This window comes from Arenibacter troitsensis (genome assembly GCF_900177645.1).
Classification (GTDB): domain Bacteria; phylum Bacteroidota; class Bacteroidia; order Flavobacteriales; family Flavobacteriaceae; genus Arenibacter; species Arenibacter troitsensis.
In genome coordinates, this window is record NZ_FXAO01000011.1 from 20,516 (window position 1) to 46,035 (window position 25,520).

Consider the following 25,520-nt stretch of genomic DNA (forward strand, 5'->3'; position numbering starts at 1 on the left):
GGTTATCAACTACTCTGTTTCACCTTATAGGCCTTCGGGGAAACCCCTATATACTTTTTAAAAAGCCTGGAAAAATAGAGCGGATCCTCGAACCCCATCTTAAAGGAAATCTCCTTGACACTAAGGTCCGTATAATTCAGATACTCGCAGGCTCTTTGGGATTTCTTTAAATTGAAGAAATGAATAAGGGAATAACCAGTTCTTTTTTTAAAAAGGTTAAAAAGGTATGAAGAAGAGTAATTAAACTCCTTGGCTATATCATCCGATTTCAGAGTCTTATCCAGGTTATTGGACAAATAATCGATAATATCATCTACGAGATCATTCCGGCCATTCACCTGCAGTGAACGACCAATATCCAGATAAATAAAGGAGGTCAAAAAGTTCAATCCCATAATATTGGCATATTCCAACCTTGGCATTACATAGTCACTACTTAAAATATGAAATATTTGATTCAATTGGTCGATTCTACTGCTGTCGAATGGTACAATTTCATACTTGCCCGGATCGGAATGATATCTATCAAATAAACTCTGGGCAATAAGGCCATCAAAATGCATCCAATATATACTCCATGGATTAAGATCATCGGCACCATATTTATGCGCTGTTGCTTTAGGTATAATATAATACCGATTCGGTAGAACTAATATTTGTTTACCTGCAATTGTCAATTTACCCTGTCCTTCTGTACAGTATATCAATATGAATTCATCAGCACCCTTTTTCCGCATTCTGTGATGAAAATTGGCTTTAGGATAATAACCTATATCTGTAATATAGAAATTCTTAGTGATCACATTCGTTTTAAGCTCCGCCTTGATACTTTCGGGAAGAACTATCATCCTTTGCCCCATAAATCCCTCTTTCAGCGTATAATTATCCATGTTATCTTAAAATACGTCTATGTTTTTAATTAGTATAATTGCGTAATATTGAACATTATAATGACAAAAGTACATAATTACCGTTCAAAACCGATTTTTATAAGAATTTCACATCTTATTAAACATTAACAAGCTCACGCAATAAAACCTGATTAGCTCATAACAGTGTTATAACGTCTATATGTGAAATCGAAAAAAATATATGTTGGAAATCCACCAGAACGGAATTTAATAAAAACAATAACTCATAAGCTTGAATATAGGACAAATTGCCCTGTACTTCATTAAAACAACAAAGGACAACTATTATGGGTAAAGTTTTGGACAGGATTAGACCACTAACAAGAATTGCAAATTTTTAACCTATAGAAAAATTATGCGCGAACACCCGATTAATTTTAAATACCTGCTATTTCTCGCCCTAGTATCTGCCATGGGCGGGTTCTTATTTGGTTATGATTGGGTAGTGATTGGCGGAGCCAAACCTTTTTACGAACTTTATTTTGGCATTAGTGCCATGCCAACCCTACAAGGATGGGCCATGGGCAGTGCCTTGGTAGGTTGTATTTTTGGAGCCGTAATATCAGGATTTGTTGCAGACCGTTTTGGCCGTAAAATGCCCTTAATACTTTCGGCAGCACTTTTTACCATATCTGCATTTGGCACTGGTTATGTGGATAATTTTACGCTTTTTATTGTTTATAGACTCATAGGCGGATTGGGTATAGGCCTGGCTTCAACCCTATCACCAATGTACATAGCTGAAATAGCTCCCGCAAAATACCGAGGTCAGTTTGTGGCCATTAATCAGTTAACCTTGGTAATCGGAATTTTGGCCGCCCAGGTGGCCAACTTCTTCATAGCCGAAGCTATTCCTGATGGTAGTACTCAAGAGGCCATATTAAACTCATGGAACGGACAAACCGGTTGGCGTTGGATGTTTTGGGCAGAGCTAATTCCCGCAATATTATTCTTTGCACTAATGTTCATGGTTCCAAAAAGCCCCAGATTTCTGGTGAAAATAAATAATAATGCCGCAGCACAAAAGGTATTGTCTAGGATTGGTGGAGTAAATTATGCCGAACAGGAAGTAAAAAACATAAACTTAACACTACAGACAAATAGTGCAAAAAAAATTAATTTTTCCGATTTTAAAAGTGCTAAGGTAAAACCAATAGTCCTAATAGGTATTATCCTGGCCATTTTTCAGCAGTGGTGTGGCATCAATATCATTTTTAATTATGCCGAAGAAATTTTTACGGCCGCAGGTTATAGCGTTGGTGATATGCTATTTAATATCGTGATTACGGGCAGCGTAAATTTAATATTTACAATTGTGGCCATGAGAACAGTTGACACTTGGGGACGCCGCAAATTAATGCTCTTGGGATCAATGGGACTTGCAATAGTATATGCCATATTGGGCACAGCTTACTACATGCAGTTTACCGGTTGGCCAGTCTTGCTTTTGGTGATTACCGCAATTGCCATTTACGCCATGTCCTTGGCCCCGATAACCTGGGTGGTATTATCGGAGATATTCCCCAACCGCATAAGGGGCGTTGCCATGTCCATAGCCACCTTTTCGTTGTGGGTAGCCTCTTTTATATTGGTATTTACTTTCCCAATTATGAACAGCGCCCTAGGGTCTTACGGAACATTTTGGGCGTATAGCATAATTTGTATTGGAGGCTATATATTCATTAAAAGAAAATTACCGGAGACCAAGGGCAAATCCTTGGAGGAAATAGAATTAGAACTAACAAAAGAAAGATGAAAGCATACTATATTTTTTTGCTTTTAATAGGATTTACCTTCAACAGGGTTAATGCACAGACAAGTGGCAATAAAACAACCTACTTGTATTCCACAAAAATGGAGCTGCATAAGAAATGGCCAAACAACAGGACTATTAACTTGGTTTTTCATGGCCATTCAGTGCCAACGGGATATTTTGAAACCCCTCATGTAAACACACTGGGCTCCTACCCCCAAATAACACTCAAAAACGTTAAAAAGATATTCCCCTATGCCGTTGTAAATAGTATAACTACTTCTATTGGCGGGGAACAATCCGAACAGGGGTCTAACAGATTTGGGAAAGAGGTTCTGACCCATAGACCAGATGTTCTATTTATTGATTACGCACTAAACGACAGAGGAATTGGGTTGGAGCGTGCCAAAATAGCCTGGGAAAAAATGATACAGGAAGCAATGGCCAATGGTACAAAGATCATTTTAATGACCCCAACCCCAGATTTAAAGGAGGACATCCTATCCGCCAGCTCAGAATTGGCCAAGCACAGTAGTCAGATCAGACTATTGGCACAGAAGTATCAAATAGGATTGGTAGACAGTTATAGGTTATTCCAAGAAATAGCAAAAACAGAAGATTTAAAAGACTATATGGCGCAAAGCAATCACATCAACGAAGAAGGGCATGAAGTGGTCGCAAATGCGATATTGGATTTTTTTAGTTTGGAATCGAAATAATAATTCAAAAAAAACAGAAGTAGATGAAATTCAAGGTATTAATTCCATCCATTTTATTTCTAGTGTTTGGTTCTTGTAAGAAAGAACATACCAAAGAAATAGACCTATCCGGAGAGTGGCGGTTTCAAATTGATTCTCTAGACCAAGGGATAACGGAAAAATGGTACACCTCAAAATTATTGGAAAGCGTTCAACTGCCAGGATCAATGACGGGGAATGGAAAAGGATATGACGTTTCTGAAAAAACAAAATGGACTGGTCAAATTGTAGATAGCGCATGGTATACGGCTGAAAAATATGCTAAATATAGAGTGGAGGGAAATGTCAAGATTCCCTTTTGGCTTCAACCTGACAAACATTATGTAGGTACCGCCTGGTATCAAAAAGAGATTGATATTCCTTCTTCATGGACAACAAAGAATATTGTATTAACCCTAGAACGTCCGCATTGGGAAACACAAGTTTGGGTAGATAATTCCTATGTAGGAATGCAAAATAGTTTAGGTACGCCCCATAAATATGAATTAGGGAATTTACCTGCGGGCAAGCATACAATTTCAATACGAATAGATAATGCCATTAATGATATAAACCCAGGTATAAACGCCCACAGCCTAACCGACCATACCCAAACCAATTGGAATGGAATCGTGGGAGCCATAACATTGGAGGCCAAGTCGTTAGTCGTTTTTAAAAATGTAAAAATATATCCGGATGTAGCTCAAAAAAAGGTGACAATAATTGGAGCGATTAAAAATGAAACCGGTGCAAATCAAAAAATTAAATTGCGGGTAAAAGCAAAAGGCATCGGAAATAATACTCAATCATGTGAGGAGGCAATAAAGGAGGTTGAAATTAATACCGAAGGTACTTTTGAAATGGACTACCCAATGGGAAACGACCCGTTGCTTTGGGATGAATTTCATCCTAATCTATATACCATGTCTATGACTTTAGAATCATCTATGGGTAAAGATTATGAAGAAATCACCTTCGGAATGCGGGAATTTAAGACTAAGGGCAAACGCTTTGTTATCAATAACAAACCTGTATTTCTTCGAGGAACACTTGAATGTGCCATATTTCCAAAAACAGGCTATCCGGCAACAGATGTTGCCTCGTGGAAAAGAATTTTGAACATTGTGAAGGCACATGGATTGAATCATATGCGATTCCATTCGTGGTGTCCACCAGAAGCTGCTCTAGTGGCTGCTGATGAATTGGGGGTTTATTTACAAATAGAGGCCTCTACTTGGCCTAATGGTAATTCTTCTATTGGTGACGGACATCCTGTTGATGAATGGTTATATAAAGAAACACAGGACATATTGGATGCATACGGTAACCACCCCTCTTTTGTAATGATGACATCTGGCAATGAACCACTGCGTAGAAATCACAAACCCTATTTAAGAAAATACGTAGACCATTTTAAAAAGGTAGATAACCGCAGGCTTTATACAGGTGCAGCTGACAGGCCTTACTTGGACAACCTAGATTACTACAACAATTCATATGCACGTATACAGAGATGGGGAGAAGGGGAAAATAGCATAATTAACAAAAGGCCCCAAACAGATTTTGACTTCACTTATTTTACGGACACCATACCAATGCCTTATGTGAGTCATGAAATTGGGCAGTGGTGCGTATATCCAAATTTTAAGGAAATTCCTAAATACACCGGAGTTTTAAAGCCTAAGAATTTCGAGATTTTTAAAGAAACTTTGGAAGAAAATCACATGGGGCAACTTTCAGACAGTCTAATGTTGGCTTCTGGCAAATTGCAAGCCCTATGCTATAAAGCAGATATTGAAGCAGCATTAAGAACCAAAGGATTTGGAGGATTTCAATTATTGGATTTACATGATTTTCCCGGTCAAGGAACTGCTTTGGTAGGTGTGTTGGATGCCTTTTGGGATGAGAAAGGATATATTTCGCCAGAAGAATATAGCAGATTCTGCAATGAAACGGTACCGTTGGCACGTTTAAAGAAACGCGTATTTTTTAATAATGAAAATTTAGAGGCCGATATTGAGGTGGCTCATTTTGGAGAGCATGCCTTAAAGAATGCCTCAACCTCTTGGAGGCTGACAAATGTTTCTGGCAATGTGATTGCGCAAGACGATTTTGACAAAAGGGATATTCCCTTGGACAATGGCATTCAGCTTTGTAAAATAGATGTCAGTCTAAACGAAATTGCAACACCTCAAAAACTAACCCTGAATGTAAACGTTGGTGACTTTTCAAATAGTTGGGATGTTTGGGTGTATCCCTTCGTGAAAAAACAAATAGATCAAACACAATTTAAAGTAGTAAGTTCTTTGGATAAATCTACTATTTCTTATTTAGAAATGGGGGGAAAGGTTTTATTGACTTCAAAAAAAGGCACTGTTAATCCTGAAAAAGGAGGAGATGTAGCTGTTGGGTTTTCCAGTATCTTCTGGAATACGGCATGGACTTTAGGCGAAAAACCACATACTTTAGGGATTTTATGCAATCCTAGTCACCCAGCTCTAGCTGAATTTCCAACAGAGTATCATTCAAATTGGCAATGGTGGGATGCCATGAGTCATTCCAATGCAATTGTGCTTGATGAGTTTTCAAAAGATTTAAAACCTATTGTTCAGGTAATTGACGATTGGTTTACCAACCGAAGATTAGGGTTGGTTTTCGAAGTTAAGATTGGCAAGGGAAAATTACTGGTATCTGGAGTTGACTTAATCACCAACATAGAACATAGACCGGAGGCACAGCAATTGCTCTTTAGTTTAAAAAAATATATGGTTTCTGATGCCTTTAAACCTTCAGTAGAATTAGATATTGAGTCTGTTTTAAATCTATATAAATCTTAAAGTATATGAATGCAGTAAAAGCTTGGAGAGAGCATGTTGTAATTCCAACTTATGAGGTAGGATCACCAGAAAAATATCCTGTATTTTTGGATAAAAGAGTTTACCAGGCAAGCAGTGGGGCAGTGTATCCCCATCCTGTAATTGAAACAATAAGTGATGAAAAGACAGACAAAGAGTGGAATGTTATTTTTTTAGAGAATGATTTTATTAAAATAATGATAATTCCTGCTCTTGGGGGGAGGATTCAGATGGCCTACGATAAGATTCGTGAACGCCACTTCGTCTATTACAACAATGTAATTAAGCCTGCTCTTGTAGGTTTAACAGGGCCATGGATTTCCGGTGGAATAGAGTTTAATTGGCCTCAACACCACAGACCTAGTACTTACGAAGAAACCGATTCCTATATCCATAAAAATGAGGATGGCAGTATTACAGTATGGGTCAGTGAACTGGAAAGAATGTTCAGAACCAAGGGTATGGCTGGGTTTACCCTATATCCAGATAAAGCATATTTAGAAATTAAGGGACAGCTTTACAACAGAACCCCAGTTTCACAAACATTTTTATGGTGGGCAAATCCTGCAGTAGCGGTCAATGACCATTACCAATCTGTTTTTCCGCCAGATGTTAATGCTGTATTTGACCATGGCAAAAGGGACGTTTCAGAATTTCCAATAGCAAAAGGTGAATATTACAAAGTAGATTACTCCCCAGGTACCGATATTTCACGATATAAAAATATCCCGGTACCCACATCCTATATGGCCATAACTTCCGAATATGATTTTGTAGGTGGTTATGAAAATGACACAAAAGGAGGATTATTACATGTAGCCGATCATCATATTTCCCCAGGCAAAAAGCAATGGACATGGGGTAACGGTGATTTTGGCAAAGCTTGGGACAGGAACCTTACTGATAGCGATGGACCCTACATAGAATTAATGTGTGGCGTATATACGGATAATCAGCCCGATTTTTCTTGGATGCATCCTTATGAAGAGAAAAGCTTTAAACAATATTTCATGCCGTATTATAATGTAGGGCTAGTGAAAAATGCCACTAAAGAAGCATTGCTAAATATGGAATTGGAAGATAAAAACGTGAGATTAAAAATTCATGTAACTTCCTTTTACCCAAATTCCAGGGTTTCTATTGTTTTTAAGGACAAGGTCTTGTTCGAAACAACCAAAGACCTAGATCCTGCCAATGGCCTAGAGGAAATTATTCCTATCGGAGGGGCAAGCTATGGGAATCTAAGGGCAAAAGTGACAGATGTAGACGGTAATATATTGGTTTCATGGACTCCAGAAGGCTTAAAGAAAAACAAAATTCCCGAAGCGGCAAAGGCAGCAAAACAACCCTCTGAAATTGATAGTGTTGAGCAACTGTATTTAAGAGGTTTGCACCTTGAGCAATATAGGCATGCCACTTATGATCCGACAGCTTATTATCTAGAAGGTTTGTCGCGCGATCCAAATGACGTACGTTGCAACAACGCAATGGGACTTTGGAATTTAAAGCGCGCAAAATTCGAAAAAGCCCTAGAATATTTCGACAGGGCCATACAAACCTTAATTGAACGAAATCCAAATCCCTATAATGGTGAGCCTTACTATAATAAAGGGCTTGCCTTGCAACATTTAGGTAGAAAAAAAGAGGCCTATGGAGCATTCTTTAAATCATGTTGGAATGCTGCATGGCAAGATGCCGGCTATTTCAACTGTGCTCAAATAGATTTTTTCAATGGACATTTGGACAGGGCTTTAGAACTTGTAGACAAGTCACTTATCAAGAACTGGCACAATCATAAGGCTCGACATCTTAAAACAATGATTTTAAGAAAATTGGGGCGATTCGCCCCAGCCAACGAATTAATCAAAGACTCATTAGCTATTGATATCTTTAATTTTGGAGTCGTTTATGAGAAATATCTTATTTCAGGAGCATCTGAAGATCTACAGACCCTATTGGAACTTACCAGAGGGAATCAACATAATTTTATTGAGTTTTCACTGGATTACGCCCAAGCAGGTCAATACGAAGAAGCTATCTCTCTTTTAAATATTCTTGTGGACAAAAATATGGCGACCTACCCTATGGTGTATTATTTTTTAGGCAGTTACCATTTCCACAATGGAGATAATGAAAAGGCCAATGCTAATTTCAAGTTGGCAAATGAAATGTCTATGGATTATTGTTTCCCTAACCGATTGGAAGAAGTAGCTGTCTTAAAATTGGCCATCAAAAACAATCCAAAAGATGCAAGAGCCTATTACTATCTAGGTAATTTTTGGTATGCCTCCAAACAATATAAGGAAGCACTGCAATGTTGGGAAAATGCGATCAAACTGGAAGATACCAATGCTATTTGCCATAGAAATCTGGCACTTTTATATTATAACAAAATTAAGAATCCTGAACTGGCTAGAACACATTTAGAAAAGGCATTTAAATTGGATGCTAGTGATGCCCGGCTCCTTATGGAGCTGGACCAAATGTACAAAAAACGCAATGCAGCAGTTGATGTCCGTTTAGAGCTATTGGAAAAACATAAGGCATTGGTCGATTCACGAGACGACCTCTATTTGGAACGATTGGCCTTGTATAATTTTAAAGGCAACCATAAAAAAGCCTTGAAATTGTTGAAAAAAAGACAGTTCCATCCCTGGGAAGGTGGCGAGGGCAAAGTACCTTTTCAGCATATTACCAGTCATGTAGAACTAGCAAAACAAATGCTGCAATCGGGTAATGCCCAGAAAGCTACTGAACATCTAAAGGCTGCCCAGAACTATCCACATAATTTGGGAGAGGGAAAATTATTCGGTTCCCAGGAAAATGATATTTTCTATTGGTTGGGTTGTGCCTATAAAAAACTAGGAAAATCCACAATGGCCAAGGAAAACTGGAAAAAAGCATCAGAAGGGCTAAGTGACCCCAGTCCTGCCCTCTTTTACAATGACCAGCAACCAGACAAAATTTTTTATCAAGGTTTGGCCCTATTAAAACTAGAAAACAAAAAAGAAGCTAAAAGGCGATTCCAAAATCTGATCGCCTACGGTAAAGAACATATGGACAATGATGTTAAACTGGATTATTTTGCCGTATCCCTACCAGACTTATTGATCTGGGACGAAGATCTGAATACTAGAAACAAAATTCATTGTGAGTATTTAATAGGTTTGGGAGAACTTGGAATGGGGAACACCGAGAAGTCTATTTCAGCATTTAAGAAAGTCTTAGAAAAAGACAACTACCATTTACCTGCCTTTATCCATTTAAAAATGGCTAAAAAATGGATTCCGCAATATCATGAATTATAATAATTAAGAAAATTATATTATTTATCCTTACTTATTTCTCCCTTGCGGTTTCAAGGCATGCTAATGGAGCAATTAAAATATTAGATTCACTGGCTGGAGAATGGAACGTCAGACTGGATCTGTCATCCTTGAAACCCAATGTACAGGTCATTGATAATTTTGCAACCAAGCAACATTGGACAAATATTTTTAAAGACAAAATAGGGAATGGCAAACTTTTGTTTTCATCAATGTATCTTCATTCAATTTTGAAAAATAGACCGGCAGCACGCCAATTAAGACAAAGTCTATTAAACTATATGGAGAGTGAAGCCTGCGATCCAATTTCGACTGTAACTGCCAACCGGCCAGGGGCTTTGAAATCAGAATATAAAACTATGCAATTTATTATGAAAAGGTTAAATTATATACAAGAAGCTAAGTTTATCACATTATAATTATTAATTTAAGTACAATGGCCGCCAATATTGGTCCTGAGAGTTAGATTGGGATTTAAAAAAGTTTGGTTAACAGCATCGTATATGGAAACACGATTGGACTAGAACACTATGCGACCATTGGTGATTTTTTTTTAATCGGAACACCTATAAACTACTCCGATTTTAAAACTGCTTATTTACCAAATTAACGCAGTATTTTACATATATAATGCAAAATAGTCCATAGCTTTATATAATAATTCTTATTATTATTGGTCTTCTATTCAAAAAAATGAAAAAGCATGAAAAATAAAGCATATTTATTCCTATTGATAATGGGGGCACTTGTGCTTGTTAGTGCCGTTTGGATGATGTTGAAACCTTCGGATACCGTAGATTTTAGTGCCGATATAAAACCCATCTTGAACAAGAACTGTATTACCTGCCACGGTGGGGTTAAAAAAAGTGGTGGTTTTAGCCTATTATTCGAAGAGGAAGCCTTTGCCAACACCGAATCCGGAGAGCCCGCCATTATTCCCGGCAATGCCGCCAAAAGTCCATTTATACAGCGCCTTACCGAGAGCGACCCGGAATTGCGCATGCCTTATAAGAAGTCTAAACTTTCGGAGGAGGAAATAGAGCTGTTGACCAAGTGGGTGGACCAGGGCGCCAAATGGGGCAAACACTGGGCCTATACCTTACCGGAAAAGGTAGACATTCCGGAAGCTACCCAATCTGCAGGTATTTCTTCCGATGATTCTGGAGGGTTTATTAAAAATGATATAGACCATTTTATCCTTAGGACATTGGAAAATAACGACTTGCAACCAAGTCCGCCAGCCGATCTAAACGTTTTGGCAAGAAGAGTATCCATGGACCTTACTGGAATTCCGCCGGACGATTCCCTATTTAATGATTTTATCTCGGGAAAAATTACGTACGAAAATATGGTAGACGAGCTCTTGTCCCGTGATGCCTACGGTGAAAAGTGGGCCAGTTGGTGGTTGGACCATGCGCGATATGCAGACACTAAAGGCTATGAAAAGGATTTGGGAAGAAGTATGTGGCAATATAGGGACTGGGTCATAAAATCCTTGAACCAGGATATGCCCTACGACCAGTTCACCATAGAGCAATTGGCCGGCGACCTTTTGCCCGATCCTTCTGCCGATCAGCTAATAGCAACCGCTTTCCATAGAAATACGATGAACAATGACGAAGGAGGTTCCGAGGATGAAGAATTTAGGGTCGCTTCCGTGATCGACAGGGTGAACACAACCTTTGAAGTATGGCAGAGCACCACCATTGGATGCGTACAATGCCATAGCCACACCTACGACCCCTTTAAAAACAAAGAGTACTACAATCTCATGGCATTCTTTAACAATACCAGGGACGAAGACACCTCTGAGGACGAACCCAATTTACGATTCTATTCCGAGGAACAACAGGGGGAAGTGGACCAGATATACCAATGGATCGCTAAAAACGAGAATAAGGAGGTTGCCAAGTCCTATAACAATTTCTTACAATATTCAGAACCCATTTACCATGCCCATTTGGCCAAAAATTACACCAACGGAAATTTGGCGGACACAAAATGGCTGGCCTTAAGGGACAATGGCTCCTGCTACCTTCCAGATGTTTATACCCAAGGTGCCGATTATATGTACCTGAAGTATTCCTCTGGAATAGATGGCACCAAAATAACCATTAGAAAAGACAATGTGGATGGAGAGATATTGGCCCAATTTACAACGAACAAAACCAAGGGCAGGGAAATACAAAAGTTCCCTTTCAAAAGGACCAACGAGAAACTAAACCTATATATTGAAGCCAATAACGACAAGATTTCTCCAAAAAGCCCCACCAGTTATATCTCGTGGTTCGCATTTCTACCTGAAATAAAGGCCAAGAAAAATTCTGGATATGCACAAATTGATGACAGTTTTATAAAACTGTTGAATACCAATACCCCTACACTGCCTATTATTATAGAAAATCCTGATTTCCTAAAAAGAACCACCCAAGTATTTGAACGGGGCAATTGGCTAATGAAAACAGATACCGTTGAGCCTGCTACCCCTCAAAGCCTCAATGCTTGGAACGATGCCTGGCCCAAAAATAGACTGGGACTATCCAAATGGCTGGTTAGCAAGGAAAATCCGCTAACCGCCCGTACCTTGGTCAATAGAGTGTGGCAACAGATCTATGGCCGTGGCATAGTAGCGTCGTTGGAAGACATGGGATCACAATCCGACCCGCCTACCCACCCCGAATTATTGGACTGGCTGGCCTTAAGGTTCATGAACGAACACAATTGGAGCATAAAAGCTTTAATAAAGGATATGGTAATGAGTGGCACCTACAGGCAGAGTTCAAAAAACAACGCCAAACTATACAATTTGGATCCTGAAAACCGACTCTACGCCCGTGGCCCTAGAATTCGTTTGAGTGCAGAACAAATTCGCGATCAGGCCCTGGCGGTATCCGGACTTTTAAGCTCTAAAATGTACGGCCCAAGTGTTATGCCGCCACAACCGGATGGCATTTGGCAAACGGTATATAACGGTGGCAATTGGGTGGAAAGCCAAGGGGAAGACAAATACCGAAAGGCAGTATATACTTATTTAAAAAGAACCAGCCCCTACCCCTCCTTTCTGACTTTTGATGCAGGGAGCAGGGAAGTATCAACAGTACGTAGAACGGTGACCAATACTCCACTACAAGCCTTGGTTACCCTAAACGATCCCGTATATCTGGAAACTGCTTATCATTTGGCCAAAATTATGAGGCAGGGTAAGAATGTGGACTCCAGCATACGGACAGGATATAAAAAAGCTGTTTTGGCAGACATTAGCGAGGAAAAATTAAACGCCTTAAAAGAATTGTACAACAGTTCCCTTTCCGATTTTCAGGAAAAACCAAAGAATATTAAGGAATTTATTCCTTTTGAAACCGACACAGATGCCAATTTAGCAGCATTGACCGTAGTGGCCAATGCAATCATGAACTTGGATGAGTTTTTAACAAAATCGTAGTTATGAACAGTTTGGACCGATTAATAAAAGAAAAGTTACAACGCGAAATACAGGCCAAGACCCGCAGGCACTTCATTAAAGATTGTGTTGCCGGTATGGGCGGTTTGGCCCTAGGCTCATTTTTTATGTCCTGTAATTCCTTTATGGGAAACAAGGACAACGCAAAGATCGCCTTAACAGAAAGGGACATCAATCCCTTGGCTTCCATGGCGCCTCCTTTCCCTGCCAAGGTAAAATCCGTTATCTATTTGCATATGGCGGGTGCTCCTTCCCAACTGGAAATGTTCGACTATAAGCCTACCCTACATAAATTGAACAATCAGGCCTGCCCCCAATCCCTATTGGAAGGTAAAAAATTTGCATTCATTAGGGGAGTTCCAAAACTTTTGGGACCACAGGCAGAATTTAAGCAGCACGGGGAATCCGGTAATTGGGTTTCCAACTTTCTGCCACACTTTTCCAAAGTTGTGGATGAAGTGGCTTTCCTAAAGGCTGTAAATACGGATCAGTTCAATCACGGGCCCGCCCAATTGTTCATGCATACGGGAAGCCCAAGGTTGGGCAGACCTAGTATAGGCTCCTGGGTCACCTATGGTTTGGGGTCCGAAAATCAGAATTTACCTGGCTTTGTGGTACTTACCTCTGGCGGAAAAACACCGGACGCCGGCAAAAGTGTTTGGGGTAGCGGTTTTTTACCCTCGGTCTACCAAGGGGTCCAATGCAGATCCAAAGGAGATCCCGTGCTCTATATAGACGACCCAAAGGGCATCACCAGAAATCTTAAGAAAAGTACCATAGATGCCATAAACAACATCAACAAAAAAGAATTTGACGAATATTCCGACCCTGAGATCCTGGCCAGGATCAACCAATACGAAATGGCCTACCGAATGCAGACTGCAGTACCAGAGGTAATGAACATCAACAATGAACCGGAACATATCAAGGAAATGTATGGCGTACAACCCGGAAAGGAATCCTTTGCCAACAATTGTCTCTTGGCCAGAAAACTCGTTGAGGATGGGGTACGCTTTGTACAATTGTTCGATTGGGGCTGGGACAGTCATGGAACTGGTCACGATACAGCGGTAGATTTGGGCCTTAGAAATAAATGTACCGAAATAGACAGGCCCATGTCCGCCCTACTCTTAGACCTAAAACAAAGGGGATTATTGGACGAGACCTTGGTAGTTTGGGGTGGCGAGTTCGGCCGAACGCCTATGCAGGAAAATAGGGAAGGTCAGGAAATGGCCTACAAGGGAAGGGACCATCACGGAGATGCCTTTACCATGTGGATGGCCGGAGGCGGAATAAAAAAAGGCGCCAGCTGGGGACTCACCGATGAAATTGGGTTTTCTGCCTTGGAGGGCCAAGTCTCGGTGCACGACGTTCACGCCACTATGATGCACCTTCTAGGTTTTGACCACGAACAGTTTACTTTTGACTTTCAAGGAAGGCCTTTCCGACTAACGGATGTAGAAGGGCATGTAATACACGAAATTCTGGCCTAAATCACAAATCAACCAAACCAATAAAATGCGATTATTTATCATACTTTTTGGATCCTTACTATTTTCCTATGGTCAAGAAAAGGTCCTATTTTTTCAAACCGATTGGGGCAACGAATTATCATGGGATGCCTTTTGCGAACGGGCCAAGACTTCGGGATATGACGGAGTGGAATTATGGCTGCCTGCGGCATCCGATAAACAGGAAGCCTTAAAAGACGCCTTGAAAAAGCATGGCCTACTTCTAAATCTGTTACATGGCACCAATAAGGGATTGCCATTTAAGGAGAGTTTGGAGCAGTACAAAAGTGTTCTGGAGACCTTAATGTTATGGAAACCGGTTCTGATCAATAGTCAGACCGGCAGTGATTTTTTTACCATGGAAGAGAATAGGGCGTTTATTGATGCGGCCAATACCATAAGCGCCAAACACAATATTCCCGTTTATCACGAAACCCATAGGGGTCGTTTTAGCTACAATCTACCGGACACCAACAAATATTTGAACCTAATTCCTGATCTTAAACTTACGCTCGATATTAGCCATTGGATGGTAGTACATGAATCCCTCCTACAGGGCAAAGATAAATTGTTGGGGGAGGTCATCAAAAAATCCAACCACATCCACGCCCGTATCGGTTATGCCGAAGGACCCCAGGTAAATGACCCAAGGGCCCCTGAATGGACCAATGCTTTGGAGAGACATTTGGGCATATGGGAACAAGTAATCCGTAAAGGCTGGAAGGAAAATAATGGTGTTGTAACAGTGACTACAGAATTCGGGCCTGCAGATTATATGCCTACCCTGCCCTATACCCGTGTACCGGTTACCGATCAATGGCAGGCCAATGTATTTATGATGGAGTCCTTAAAGGAACGCCTAAAATTGAACAAATAATTTATGGAAGTTATTCAACAATTGATAGGGCGCTTACACCCCCTTGTAGTGCATTTACCAATAGGATTTATTATTGCCGCCCTATTATTGCAATGGTATGATAGAAAGAATAAGGAATGGTCCAAAATAATTGGACTCCTGTTTCAATGGGCATTTATTTTCGCCACCATAGCCTGTATAAGCGGCTATCTCCTTTACAAAGGCGAAGGATATTCCTTTGATACGGTAAAATTGCACTTATGGCTGGGCATTGTAACCGCCTTATTTTCTTTGTTGATGTACCTTCGATTGACAGCCTCCTCAAAAATCGATTTCATAAAGCGGGTGCCAGTGGTACTTTTGTCGTTCTCATTACTATTTCTGATATCCTTCACCGGGCACCTTGGGGGAAATATTACACATGGATCGGATTACCTCATTGAACCTCTCCCCAACAATATAAAATCGCTATTGGGTGTTGGACCGGAAGTTTATGAATCCCCAATACTGCAAGAAGAAAATTGGGAAGAGGCCATACTTTATACAGACCTTGTGCAACCTATCCTCAATAATAGATGTGTAAGCTGCCACAATGAGAAAAAAGAAAAAGGGGAATTGCGTTTGGAGGAAGAAAATGGCATTCTTAAAGGTGGGGAGAGCGGACTTGTAATTGAGTCGAACGATCCGGATAAAAGTTCTCTCTACGCCAGAATGATATTGCCTTTGGACCATGAGGACCACATGCCTCCAAAAGATAAGGACCAGCCCTCCAAGGAAGAATTGGATATTATAAAGATCTGGATAGCCAATGGCAATCCGTTCAACAAGAGCATTGGGGAAATAGGCTTAAAAAAAGAAGCAATCCAAGCTTTCTTTCCAAAAGCAAAAGACGATACTTACCCAGATGTGGAAGTTGCTAAAATTTCACAGGATACTATTGCAGCTCTAAAGAAAAAGGGCTTTCACTTGGAACGGATAAGCGAGGAAAGCAATTTTGTAAAAATTTCCTGCATTAACAAACCTTCCTTTTCAGACAAGGATTTTAATTTGCTATCCTCGGTGAAGAACCAAGTGGTTTATCTTGATCTAGGTGAAACCCAGATTACCGATGCCATATTTGAAAAAATAGGCACCTTACCCTACCTAACCGTATTAAAGTTGGACAATACGCCAATAACAGGAAAGAATATAGAAACCTTGGAAAAACTGGAGTATCTTAAAAACTTGAACCTAATGGGGACAAATTTTGAAGAGGCACATCTCCACAAATTAAAGACGTTTAAACAATTACAGATTGTGTATCTGTTCAATACCCCCGTTAAAAAACCAGATCAAATAATCCACCCAAAAGAAGGGGAATTGTTTATAGATTACGGAGGTTATGACCTACCTAAAATTGCGACGGATTCTATAGTCTATTAGTTTGACTGCCAACTTACAACCATCAGCTTTAAAAGATTGATTTACATCGAAATACTGAAATAAGAACGTCCTTTCTACGTTAATACCAATAGATCCCAAATCTATTTAGTATGAAGCACTTCTACGCCATTATTTTCCTGTCATTATTTGCGATTTCCTGTACCAAGCAGGACGATAAGGAGGGAAACATTCCCGAAGAGGAATTGGATTTGACGGCCTGTTTTGCGGTAAGCACGGATACCATAACGCTTGGAGAAACTTTACAATTGACCAATTGTTCCGAAAATGCCGTTATTTATTCCTATGATTTTGGCAATAATGAAATAAGCAACCAAGAAAGTCCTTCCGTAACCTATCAGCAGGGAGGTAGTTTTACCATTACCCTTGTGGTCTACGATGACCAAAAGCATAGCAAAACCTTTACCAAAACAATTTTTGTGGAGACCCCGGTCGAATCCTATTACAGGTTTCCCGAAATACCCCCAGGATACAGTGGGCAACCAATAGAGATGGGCATTGATCCCATAAGCGGTAATATATTCTATCTGGAAAAAACCGAGGATCTTGTAAACCTGACCATGTCCAAATTCTACTACAAGGAATTAGGCATGGACCTTATACCTACCTCCAATTTTATTGCCGACCAACAATTCAACACTGAAAATGCCTATGTCAACTTTCTAGGCAACGGTAATAAGAATTTCCATTTTTCCCGTACGCTTCCAGAATTATACGGGTCTCAGGAAATAACCCTCAATAACAATTGGGCCCTAACATCTACCTTAAGTTCTGCTACCAAATACCTTTATGGTTATTTGAAAGAAGATGTAAATTATATATACTACGGAACACAAAAGGACAATGGCAGCTATAAAGCGGTTATTGAAAAAAGAAATGCAAATGGCGATGCCTTCGATGTACAGTTTAAAACCGTAGGATCCAACAATGCCGTGCTGACCAACATGATCAAGACAACCACTGGATATATAGCTTTTGGAGCCACCTTCAACAAGAACACTATGCCACCCTTCATAAGTATTTATAGCCCAATTCTGGTCTTTTTCGACTCCAATTTGGCCGTAACAAAAACGATGGTCCTCAGCAATTCCGTATTGGGATCGCATGTCACCGAAGCCAACCATTTAAATGGCTCCTATCACCTCATACAATTGTCCAACGGCAACCTGGCCACCTATGGAAATGGCGAGCTCAACGTAATGGATTCGGACGGAAACCAACTTAAAACCCACTATTTTAGTTTAGACAATAACATACAAGCAATGATCTCCTTAGGAGATACCTTTGTAATCTCAACCGGTGATGGCTATTTGCGCAAATTCGACACTACCGGTACGGAAATAAGGAAATTACAGTATAAGGGAACCTTTATTCCTGAAATACTGGAAATAAACCATAGATTATTTTTTGTGGCCGGTTACCGAACTACCGATACTATATCTAACATTGGTGAACTTGCCGTTATCAAAATATTTTATGGTGCGGTGGACAAGGACCTAAATTTGGTAAACTTGGAGACGGTTTTCAATTAATTGGAATCATAGTCAAAAAAACTAAAGCCACTAATACGTTTACATTTTTATAAATGGCAGAAATAACCTAGTTTAGAAGACCATAAACTTCCCATATGGATTTGAGCAAAAAATTAGGATTATTCTTAGGCCCCATCTTTTTTTTTATAATTTTAAACTTACCTTATACCCTTGTTTCCGAAAAAGGTGATGCCGTAATGGCCGTAGCGGTGTGGATGGTAGTTTGGTGGATAACCGAAGCCGTTTCCATTTCGGTGGCAGCATTACTGCCCCTTATTTTGTTCCCCCTATTGAAGATCATGCCCATCAACGAGGTAGGTGCCAACTATGGCAGCCCCATTATTTTTCTATTTTTTGGAGGTTTTGTCATGGCCCTTGCCCTAGAAAAAGTAAACTTGCACAAACGTATTGCCCTAAACATAATAAAAATTACGGGTACCACACCCAACAAAGTAGTCCTAGGATTTATGATTGCTACGGCTGCTTTAAGCATGTGGATCAGCAATACGGCAAGTACCGTAGTTATGCTCCCCATTGCCATGTCCGTCATTGGGCTTCTGATTAACGACGCCGATGGCTTTACCAAGGACGATCGTAATTTTGCCCTCAATGTAATGTTGGGAATTGCATTTTCTGCAAACGCAGGAGGTATTGCTACGGTTATTGGCACCCCTCCAAATTCAATTTTAATTGGTTTACTGGAAAACGAATACAATATTGAAATCTCCTTTCTTAAATGGATGGTTATCGGATTACCATTTTCGATCATCCTGGTCACTATTTGTTATCTAGTCCTTGTAAAATGGTTTTTTCCCAATAAGCAATTGAAATTTACAGGCTCCAAAGAGATTATTCAGGAAGAATTAAAAAAATTGGGACCTACGAGCCTTAAAGAAAAAATGGTGCTTACTATCTTTGGAATAACGGTTTTCCTATGGATTTTTAGAACATTGATCAACAGTATATTTCCGTCCCTGGGACTATCGGACACCATCATTAGTATGATAGCCGCGGTTTCCCTATTTGCAATTCCATTTAATCTTAAAAAAGGGGATTTTGTCATTGGTTGGAGCGATACCGAAAAATTGGCCTGGGGAATTTTGATATTATTTGGTGGCGGACTGGCCCTGGCCGAGGGTATGTCTACAAGTGGTATTGTAGATATGGTGGCAAACGCTATTTCGACTAGCGAAATAAGTATATTGTTTACGGCATCCCTACTAATTCTATTAATGCTATTCATGACAGAATTAATGAGCAATGTAGCCTTGGTTGCAGTGTTGGCCCCAGTAGTTGCAGGTATAGCAATAGGTCTTGGGGTCCCAGTACTTTATTTATTGATTCCGGTAACTATAGCCAGTAGCTGCGCCTTTATGCTGCCCATGGCCACCCCTCCCAATGCCATCGTTTTTGCCAGTGGATATATAAAGGTATATCAAATGGCAAGGGTGGGAATTGTACTGAACCTTATCTCTGTGTTATTGCTGATCCTTTTGTTTCAATTCGTGATTCCCTTGCTCTTCTGAGTCAGAAGATACATTTAGTCCAAAAGTAACAGAAAAAATCAAAAAAAAGTAAAGCCTTTGCCACCACAAAGGCTTTACACATACTAAATTCAATTAACTATAAAAAGAAATTCTCTATTAAAATAGACTAGTAAAATCTAAAAATGTTACAGAATATCTGTGATTATTTTTCATTTTACTGATATAATACAAGAATTGGGGCCCTTAGATTCAGAAAGCCCCATAATTCCGTTAATTATTTTATAATTGGGCAATAATCCAAATCCACTTCCAGAATTTAAATTATTTTTAGTTCTTTGAAAGTTTACAGGAATTCATAAAAATTGCCCGGAATATGATTAAAAATTTACTCGCTAAGGCATTATTTACATTATTGCTTTTAGGATGCTTCCATACTACGGAAGCACAAATCTTTAAAAAAAAGGACACAAAAACCGAATCTTCCGACACCAAGGAAAAATCTAAAAAAGGAGAAATAGAATCCTACGAAAAGGTAATCACCAAAGATGCAAAAACGGATAAGGGCCTTTTTGATGTGCATATAGTAGAAGACAATCATTATTACGAAATACCGGACTCCCTTTTTAACAAGGAAATGCTTATGGTCAGCAGAATTTCAAAAACGGCTACAGGCATTGGATTTGGAGGCGGAAAAATAAATACCAAAGTGCTTAGATGGGAAAAGTTACCAAAAAAGGTCCTACTTAGGGTAGTAAGCTATGATATTGTTGCTGCAGATTCACTACCGGTAAGTGAAGCCGTGTTAAATTCCAATTTTGAACCAGTGCTTTATTCATTCGATATAAAGGCATTTAAAAAAGATAGCTTGCATCCCGCTACGGTAATTCGGGTAAACGATCTTTTTGAGAAAGATGTAAATGCGCTAGGCATGCCGGAACATTACCGTAAAGAATATAAGGTGTCTCGTTTGGACGACTCCAGAAGTTATATAAGCACCCTAAAAAGTTACCCCCTAAATATTGAGGCAAGACATGTAAAGACCTATGTGGCAAGCAATCCACCTTCCAATGAAAGTTTAGGGTCTATTTCCATCGAAATAAACAATTCCATGATCTTACTCCCGGAGCAACCTATGAAACGCCGATATTTTGATAAACGGGTAGGGTGGTTTGCCCGGGGCCAAGTAGATTATGGACTGGATGCACAAGAGAGCAAAACAGTGCGCTTTCTAGACCGTTGGCGGCTGGAAGTGAAAGATGAGGATATTGAAAAATTTAAAAACGGTGAACTTGTAGAACCCAAAAAGCCTATTGTGTATTATGTAGATAGGGCCACACCTAAAAGTTGGGTTCCCTTTATAAAGCAGGGAATAGAGGACTGGCAGGTTGCCTTTGAGGCAGCAGGCTTCAAAAACGCCATTTTGTCCAAGGATCCCCCAACTCCCGAAGAAGACCCGGAATGGTCACCAGAGGACGTGCGTTATTCCGTAGTTCGTTATTTGGCATCTCCTATTCCCAATGCCAATGGACCGCATGTTAGCGACCCTAGAACAGGTGAAATTTTAGAATCCGATATTAACTGGTACCACAATGTAATGACCTTGTTAAGAAATTGGTTTTTTGTACAAACAGCGGCCATTAACCCCGATGCCAGGGGTGTTGCCTTTAAGGAAGAGGTGATGGGTCGTCTAATTCGATTTGTATCTGCGCACGAAGTAGGCCATACACTGGGATTGCCCCACAATATGGGCAGTAGCGTAGCCTATCCTGTGGATTCGCTCCGTTCTGCTTCTTTTACCAAAAAGTATGGTACGGCACCTTCCATAATGGACTATGCCCGCTTTAACTATATTGCCCAACCAGGAGACGAGGGTGTGGCCCTTATGCCAGAAATTGGGATATACGACAAGTACGCCATTGGTTGGGGATACCGACCTATATTGGACAAATCCGACAAGGAAGAAAAAGAAACCTTGGACAGTTGGATTCTAGAACGTGCGGGGGATCCGCTGTACCGCTTTGGACATCAGCAAGTGGGGGATGTAGTTGATCCAAGTTCACAGACAGAGGATTTGGGGGACGATGCTATTAAGGCAAGTGCTTATGGCATTGAAAATTTAAAGAGAATAACTCCAAAATTAATTGAGTGGACGTCCGAAAAAGGAAAGGAATATGATGATCTCGATACCATGTACGGCCAGGTCATTTCCCAATTCAATAGATATATGGGCCATGTCAGCAACAATATCGGAGGTGTTTATGAGCATTATAAGACCTATGATCAGGAAGGAGCAGTATACACACCTGTGGATAGGGAGCATCAAAAAAACTGCCTGCTATTTGTACAGGAACAATTATTCCAAACCCCGGAATGGCTGATTGTTCCCAACATTTTTAATAAAATAGAGTACTCAGGTTCCGTAGAGCGTATAAGAAGCTTACAAGTCAGAACGTTGGACAATATTTTGAGTTTGGGAAAACTGGCCAGAATGATAGAGAATCAAACTCTCAACGATACAGATGCCTATTCCCTATTGGAAATGATGGGCGACCTTAGAAAAGGACTATGGTCCGAAACCCGAAATGGGAAGAAAATTGACACCTATAGAAGAAATCTTCAAAAGGCACATATTGAAAGACTGGCCTACCTGATGACCGCTGAAAACGAAAACAAAAAGGGAGATTTTGGAGGATACCAAAAATCCACCCCAATCAATACCAGTCAGTCCGATATTCGATCCATTGCACGAGCAGAGTTGAATATACTTAAAAAAGACCTAAAAAATGCAATTAATAGAACCGTAGATCCAATAAGCAAGTATCATTTACAGGATGCAGTGGAACGGATCGACGCAATTTTGGATCCCAACAGTTAAATTGTTCATTACCCAAAAATTCCTCGGAGGTTACAATTTACATGCAACATAAATGGATAGGGCTATCTTTTGGGATGGCCCTATTAATAGGCTCAATACCTATATTTTTCCGTTGAACGGATATCTTTTTCCGATAAAATGTAAAATTTAACAATATTTATTTTCCACCATTTAATATTTTTCCTACTTTGAGACCTTTATTAATACCCCCCAATCTATGTCTTATAAAATTAAAAGCTTATTGTATTTTGTTTGTTTTGTAGCATCGGCCGTTATGTACTACACCATGGAGCCCGAAACTAATAATGAAAACAATAAATCGGCCGAAATCACCGAGTTACAATCCGACAATTTGGATTTTGACCATAAACTCGCGAAACTGGAAAAAATACAGGAATAAGTCCAACTTACGTCCCATCCAATTTCATGACCACATTTATTAGTCTTTTTACAACAGCTTTAAATAGGTTTCACAACATTGGCAAATTTAGAGGCAATAGATTGTTTATCTTCGAGGTATAATAAAAAACCCCCAAATCTATGTCCTACAAAATAAAGAGTCTCTTATATTTTATTTGTTTTTTGGTATCCGCATTGGTTTACAATAATCTATCCGATAATACCGAAGTAAATAAAGACCTTATCTCAATTGAGAAACCCAAGATAATAATCGAAGGTTTGGCCGATAACTCGGAAAATCAATTCTTAAACGTACAATAACAACAATCCAATAATTTGTTTGAATAAAGGGCATAAACCTAGGTTTATGCCCTTTATTTTTGGTTCATACCTCTAATTGCAATCCAAAGGGATCTCATAATTTCTGTCGCTGTTGTAACTATACTTCCCATATTCACATAGCCCATCTGTTAAAATTGCCCTAAAACAAGCGTTCCCATTAAACCTATCCAATATCATATTGTCCTATATACAAAACAGTAAATAATAAATAATATGAAAAAATTAATTGTATTAATGGTACTTATGGCCGGCATAACCGCCATGGCACAAAAACCAGAAAGGGAAAGAGGCGACCGCGGTAATATGAGGGATATGACTCCTGAACAAATTGCCACCCTGCAGACGAAGCAGATGACCTTGGCCCTAGACCTTACTGACGCCCAACAAAAGGAAATTCAAAGTATAAACCTTGAAAATGCCGTAAAGCGCTCAGAGAAAATGAATGAAATGAAGGCGAGAAAAGAAAGCGGTGAGGCCAAAAAATTAACTTCAGAGGAGCGTTATGCCATGAAAACAGCCATGCTGGATCATCAGATAGCCCAAAAAGAAAAGATGAAGAAAATATTGAACAAAGAGCAATATATGAAATGGGAAAAGATGAAAGATAACAGGGAAAGTCGAAGAAAAGGCAGACGAACGGACGGTAATGATAAAAGGTCCGGAAGGAAATAAAACTTTTTCCCACCAAAATTGGGAAGGCCAAATAGACACCAGGTGGTCTATTTGGCCTTTTGTTTTTTACAGGTTAATGCAAATCTTTGGCAATATTGGAGAGCGCAGCAATGGTCTCATCCAAATCTTCATAGCTTAGGGCATCGTTTAAGAAGTAACTCTCAAACGCACTTGGTGGCAAATATATTCCCTGATCTAACATACCGTGGAAATACTTCTTAAAAATGGCATTGTTGCCTTTGGCCGAAGATTCAAAATCCACCACTGGTTCTTCTGTAAAGTGTATCGAGATCATGGAGCCGAACCTATTCATCTGAAAAGGAATACTATTATCGGTCAATACCTGTGCCATTCCCTTCCCCAAGTATTTGGTCTTATCGGCCAAACTTCTAAAAACTTCAGGGTTATTGTTCAATTCGGTCAACATGGCCAGTCCGGCACTCATTGCCAAAGGGTTCCCACTTAAAGTTCCCGCCTGATAAACTGGACCATCTGGAGCCAAATGCCCCATAATCTCTTCTCTGGCCGCAAAAGCACCTACAGGCAATCCACCTCCAATTACCTTTCCAAAAGTAACAATATCGGCATCTACGCCCAATACCTCCTGGGCACCCCCTTTTGCCAATCTAAATCCGGTCATAACCTCATCGAAAATCAGCAATATATCTTCTTGGTCACAAAGTTCACGCAATCCCTTAATAAAATTTTCTTCCGGAATAATACACCCCATATTACCAGCTACGGGCTCAATGATAATGGCGGCAATTTCTCCCTTATTGGCAGCAGCCAAAGCCTTTACGCTTTCAAGATTATTATAAACCGCTAAAAGAGTATCCTTTGCAGTGCCCTGGGTAACCCCTGGACTATTGGGACTACCAAAGGTAACCGCTCCACTTCCGGCTTGAATTAAAAAGGAATCCGAATGACCGTGATAGCATCCGGCGAACTTTATTATTTTGTCCTTTCCAGTAAAACCCCTGGCCAAACGAACGGCACTCATACAGGCTTCCGTTCCACTGTTTACAAAACGAATCTTATCAATATTCGGAACCATGGTAACTGCAAGCTTTGCCAATTGAGTTTCAATTTCCGTTGGCATTCCGAACGAAGTACCCTTTTTTGCCTTCTCAATAACGGCATCTATTACAGGAGCATAGGCATGACCTAAGATTAACGGACCCCAAGATGCAATGTAATCTATTAATCTGTTACCATCTTCATCGTACAAATAGGCTCCTTTGGCTTCCTTTACAAATACAGGATTTCCCCCAACGGCCTTAAAGGCCCTAACAGGGGAATTTACCCCCCCAGGAATATAATGCTGTGCTTCAGCAAACAAAGCACTGCTTCTTCTATAAATCATA

Annotated in this window: 16 protein-coding genes; 14 read left to right on the top strand and 2 right to left on the bottom strand. The window is 39.9% G+C overall.

What is annotated here, in order from left to right; all coding sequences use genetic code 11:
• Nucleotides 1–5: 5 nt before the first annotated feature.
• Complete coding sequence (locus tag B9Y87_RS19355) at nt 6–890, bottom strand: AraC family transcriptional regulator (RefSeq protein ID WP_085500617.1); 885 nt, start codon at nt 888–890, stop codon at nt 6–8.
• A gap of 376 nt (nt 891–1,266) precedes the next feature.
• Here B9Y87_RS19355 and B9Y87_RS19360 point away from each other — a divergent pair, with 376 nt between their 5' ends.
• From B9Y87_RS19360 to B9Y87_RS19430, 14 genes are all read left to right on the top strand, one after another.
• On the top strand, nt 1,267–2,667 hold the full coding sequence (locus B9Y87_RS19360; protein ID WP_085500618.1) for a sugar porter family MFS transporter: 1,401 nt from the start codon (nt 1,267–1,269) through the stop codon (nt 2,665–2,667).
• Nucleotides 2,664–3,383 (top strand): SGNH/GDSL hydrolase family protein, encoded by a 720-nt coding sequence (locus B9Y87_RS19365; protein WP_085500619.1) that lies wholly within the window; start codon nt 2,664–2,666, stop codon nt 3,381–3,383. The genes B9Y87_RS19360 and B9Y87_RS19365 overlap by 4 nt, the downstream gene beginning before the upstream one ends.
• A 23-nt stretch (nt 3,384–3,406) precedes the next feature.
• Nucleotides 3,407–6,238, top strand: coding sequence for a sugar-binding domain-containing protein (locus B9Y87_RS19370; protein WP_085500620.1), 2,832 nt, complete (start codon nt 3,407–3,409; stop codon nt 6,236–6,238).
• Nucleotides 6,239–6,243: 5 nt separating this feature from the next.
• On the top strand, nt 6,244–9,564 hold the full coding sequence (locus B9Y87_RS19375; RefSeq protein WP_085500621.1) for a DUF5107 domain-containing protein: 3,321 nt from the start codon (nt 6,244–6,246) through the stop codon (nt 9,562–9,564).
• A gap of 721 nt (nt 9,565–10,285) precedes the next feature.
• The gene (locus B9Y87_RS19385) at nt 10,286–13,024 is read left to right on the top strand and encodes a DUF1553 domain-containing protein (protein ID WP_085500623.1); all 2,739 of its coding nucleotides are present in this window, start codon (nt 10,286–10,288) and stop codon (nt 13,022–13,024) included.
• 2 nt (nt 13,025–13,026) lie between these two features.
• Nucleotides 13,027–14,535: a DUF1501 domain-containing protein gene (locus tag B9Y87_RS19390; protein WP_085500624.1), complete on the top strand. Its 1,509-nt coding sequence runs from the start codon at nt 13,027–13,029 to the stop codon at nt 14,533–14,535.
• A 25-nt stretch (nt 14,536–14,560) separates the two neighbouring features.
• Nucleotides 14,561–15,430 (top strand): sugar phosphate isomerase/epimerase family protein, encoded by an 870-nt coding sequence (locus B9Y87_RS19395; protein ID WP_085500625.1) that lies wholly within the window; start codon nt 14,561–14,563, stop codon nt 15,428–15,430.
• A 3-nt stretch (nt 15,431–15,433) separates the two neighbouring features.
• On the top strand, nt 15,434–16,831 hold the full coding sequence (locus B9Y87_RS19400; protein ID WP_085500626.1) for a c-type cytochrome domain-containing protein: 1,398 nt from the start codon (nt 15,434–15,436) through the stop codon (nt 16,829–16,831).
• 110 nt (nt 16,832–16,941) lie between these two features.
• Nucleotides 16,942–18,381, top strand: a complete 1,440-nt coding sequence (locus tag B9Y87_RS19405; protein ID WP_085500627.1) for a PKD domain-containing protein — start codon at nt 16,942–16,944, stop codon at nt 18,379–18,381.
• 95 nt (nt 18,382–18,476) lie between these two features.
• Complete coding sequence (locus B9Y87_RS19410; RefSeq protein ID WP_085500628.1) at nt 18,477–19,907, top strand: SLC13 family permease; 1,431 nt, start codon at nt 18,477–18,479, stop codon at nt 19,905–19,907.
• Between the two features lie 334 nt (nt 19,908–20,241).
• Nucleotides 20,242–22,743: a zinc-dependent metalloprotease gene (locus B9Y87_RS19415; RefSeq protein WP_085500629.1), complete on the top strand. Its 2,502-nt coding sequence runs from the start codon at nt 20,242–20,244 to the stop codon at nt 22,741–22,743.
• A 217-nt stretch (nt 22,744–22,960) separates the two neighbouring features.
• Entirely contained in the window at nt 22,961–23,143 is a 183-nt protein-coding gene (locus B9Y87_RS19420; protein ID WP_085500630.1) for a hypothetical protein, read from the top strand.
• A 140-nt stretch (nt 23,144–23,283) separates the two neighbouring features.
• Complete coding sequence (locus B9Y87_RS19425) at nt 23,284–23,463, top strand: hypothetical protein (protein ID WP_085500631.1); 180 nt, start codon at nt 23,284–23,286, stop codon at nt 23,461–23,463.
• Between the two features lie 234 nt (nt 23,464–23,697).
• On the top strand, nt 23,698–24,156 hold the full coding sequence (locus B9Y87_RS19430) for a hypothetical protein (RefSeq protein ID WP_085500632.1): 459 nt from the start codon (nt 23,698–23,700) through the stop codon (nt 24,154–24,156).
• Nucleotides 24,157–24,229: 73 nt separating this feature from the next.
• Here B9Y87_RS19430 and hemL read toward each other — a convergent pair whose 3' ends face one another.
• Nucleotides 24,230–25,519: a glutamate-1-semialdehyde 2,1-aminomutase gene (hemL, locus tag B9Y87_RS19435; protein ID WP_085500633.1), complete on the bottom strand. Its 1,290-nt coding sequence runs from the start codon at nt 25,517–25,519 to the stop codon at nt 24,230–24,232.
• Nucleotide 25,520: the final 1 nt, after the last annotated feature.

What these genes read in the sequence shown, in the direction of transcription:
- B9Y87_RS19355 (WP_085500617.1), bottom strand. Translation starts at nt 890, where the DNA reads ATGGATAATTATACGCTGAAAGAGGGATTTATGGGGCAAAGGATGATA.
- B9Y87_RS19360 (WP_085500618.1), top strand. Translation starts at nt 1,267, where the DNA reads ATGCGCGAACACCCGATTAATTTTAAATACCTGCTATTTCTCGCCCTA.
- B9Y87_RS19365 (WP_085500619.1), top strand. Translation starts at nt 2,664, where the DNA reads ATGAAAGCATACTATATTTTTTTGCTTTTAATAGGATTTACCTTCAAC.
- B9Y87_RS19370 (WP_085500620.1), top strand. Translation starts at nt 3,407, where the DNA reads ATGAAATTCAAGGTATTAATTCCATCCATTTTATTTCTAGTGTTTGGT.
- B9Y87_RS19375 (WP_085500621.1), top strand. Translation starts at nt 6,244, where the DNA reads ATGAATGCAGTAAAAGCTTGGAGAGAGCATGTTGTAATTCCAACTTAT.
- B9Y87_RS19385 (WP_085500623.1), top strand. Translation starts at nt 10,286, where the DNA reads ATGAAAAATAAAGCATATTTATTCCTATTGATAATGGGGGCACTTGTG.
- B9Y87_RS19390 (WP_085500624.1), top strand. Translation starts at nt 13,027, where the DNA reads ATGAACAGTTTGGACCGATTAATAAAAGAAAAGTTACAACGCGAAATA.
- B9Y87_RS19395 (WP_085500625.1), top strand. Translation starts at nt 14,561, where the DNA reads ATGCGATTATTTATCATACTTTTTGGATCCTTACTATTTTCCTATGGT.
- B9Y87_RS19400 (WP_085500626.1), top strand. Translation starts at nt 15,434, where the DNA reads ATGGAAGTTATTCAACAATTGATAGGGCGCTTACACCCCCTTGTAGTG.
- B9Y87_RS19405 (WP_085500627.1), top strand. Translation starts at nt 16,942, where the DNA reads ATGAAGCACTTCTACGCCATTATTTTCCTGTCATTATTTGCGATTTCC.
- B9Y87_RS19410 (WP_085500628.1), top strand. Translation starts at nt 18,477, where the DNA reads ATGGATTTGAGCAAAAAATTAGGATTATTCTTAGGCCCCATCTTTTTT.
- B9Y87_RS19415 (WP_085500629.1), top strand. Translation starts at nt 20,242, where the DNA reads ATGATTAAAAATTTACTCGCTAAGGCATTATTTACATTATTGCTTTTA.
- B9Y87_RS19420 (WP_085500630.1), top strand. Translation starts at nt 22,961, where the DNA reads ATGTCTTATAAAATTAAAAGCTTATTGTATTTTGTTTGTTTTGTAGCA.
- B9Y87_RS19425 (WP_085500631.1), top strand. Translation starts at nt 23,284, where the DNA reads ATGTCCTACAAAATAAAGAGTCTCTTATATTTTATTTGTTTTTTGGTA.
- B9Y87_RS19430 (WP_085500632.1), top strand. Translation starts at nt 23,698, where the DNA reads ATGAAAAAATTAATTGTATTAATGGTACTTATGGCCGGCATAACCGCC.
- hemL (WP_085500633.1), bottom strand. Translation starts at nt 25,519, where the DNA reads ATGATTTATAGAAGAAGCAGTGCTTTGTTTGCTGAAGCACAGCATTAT.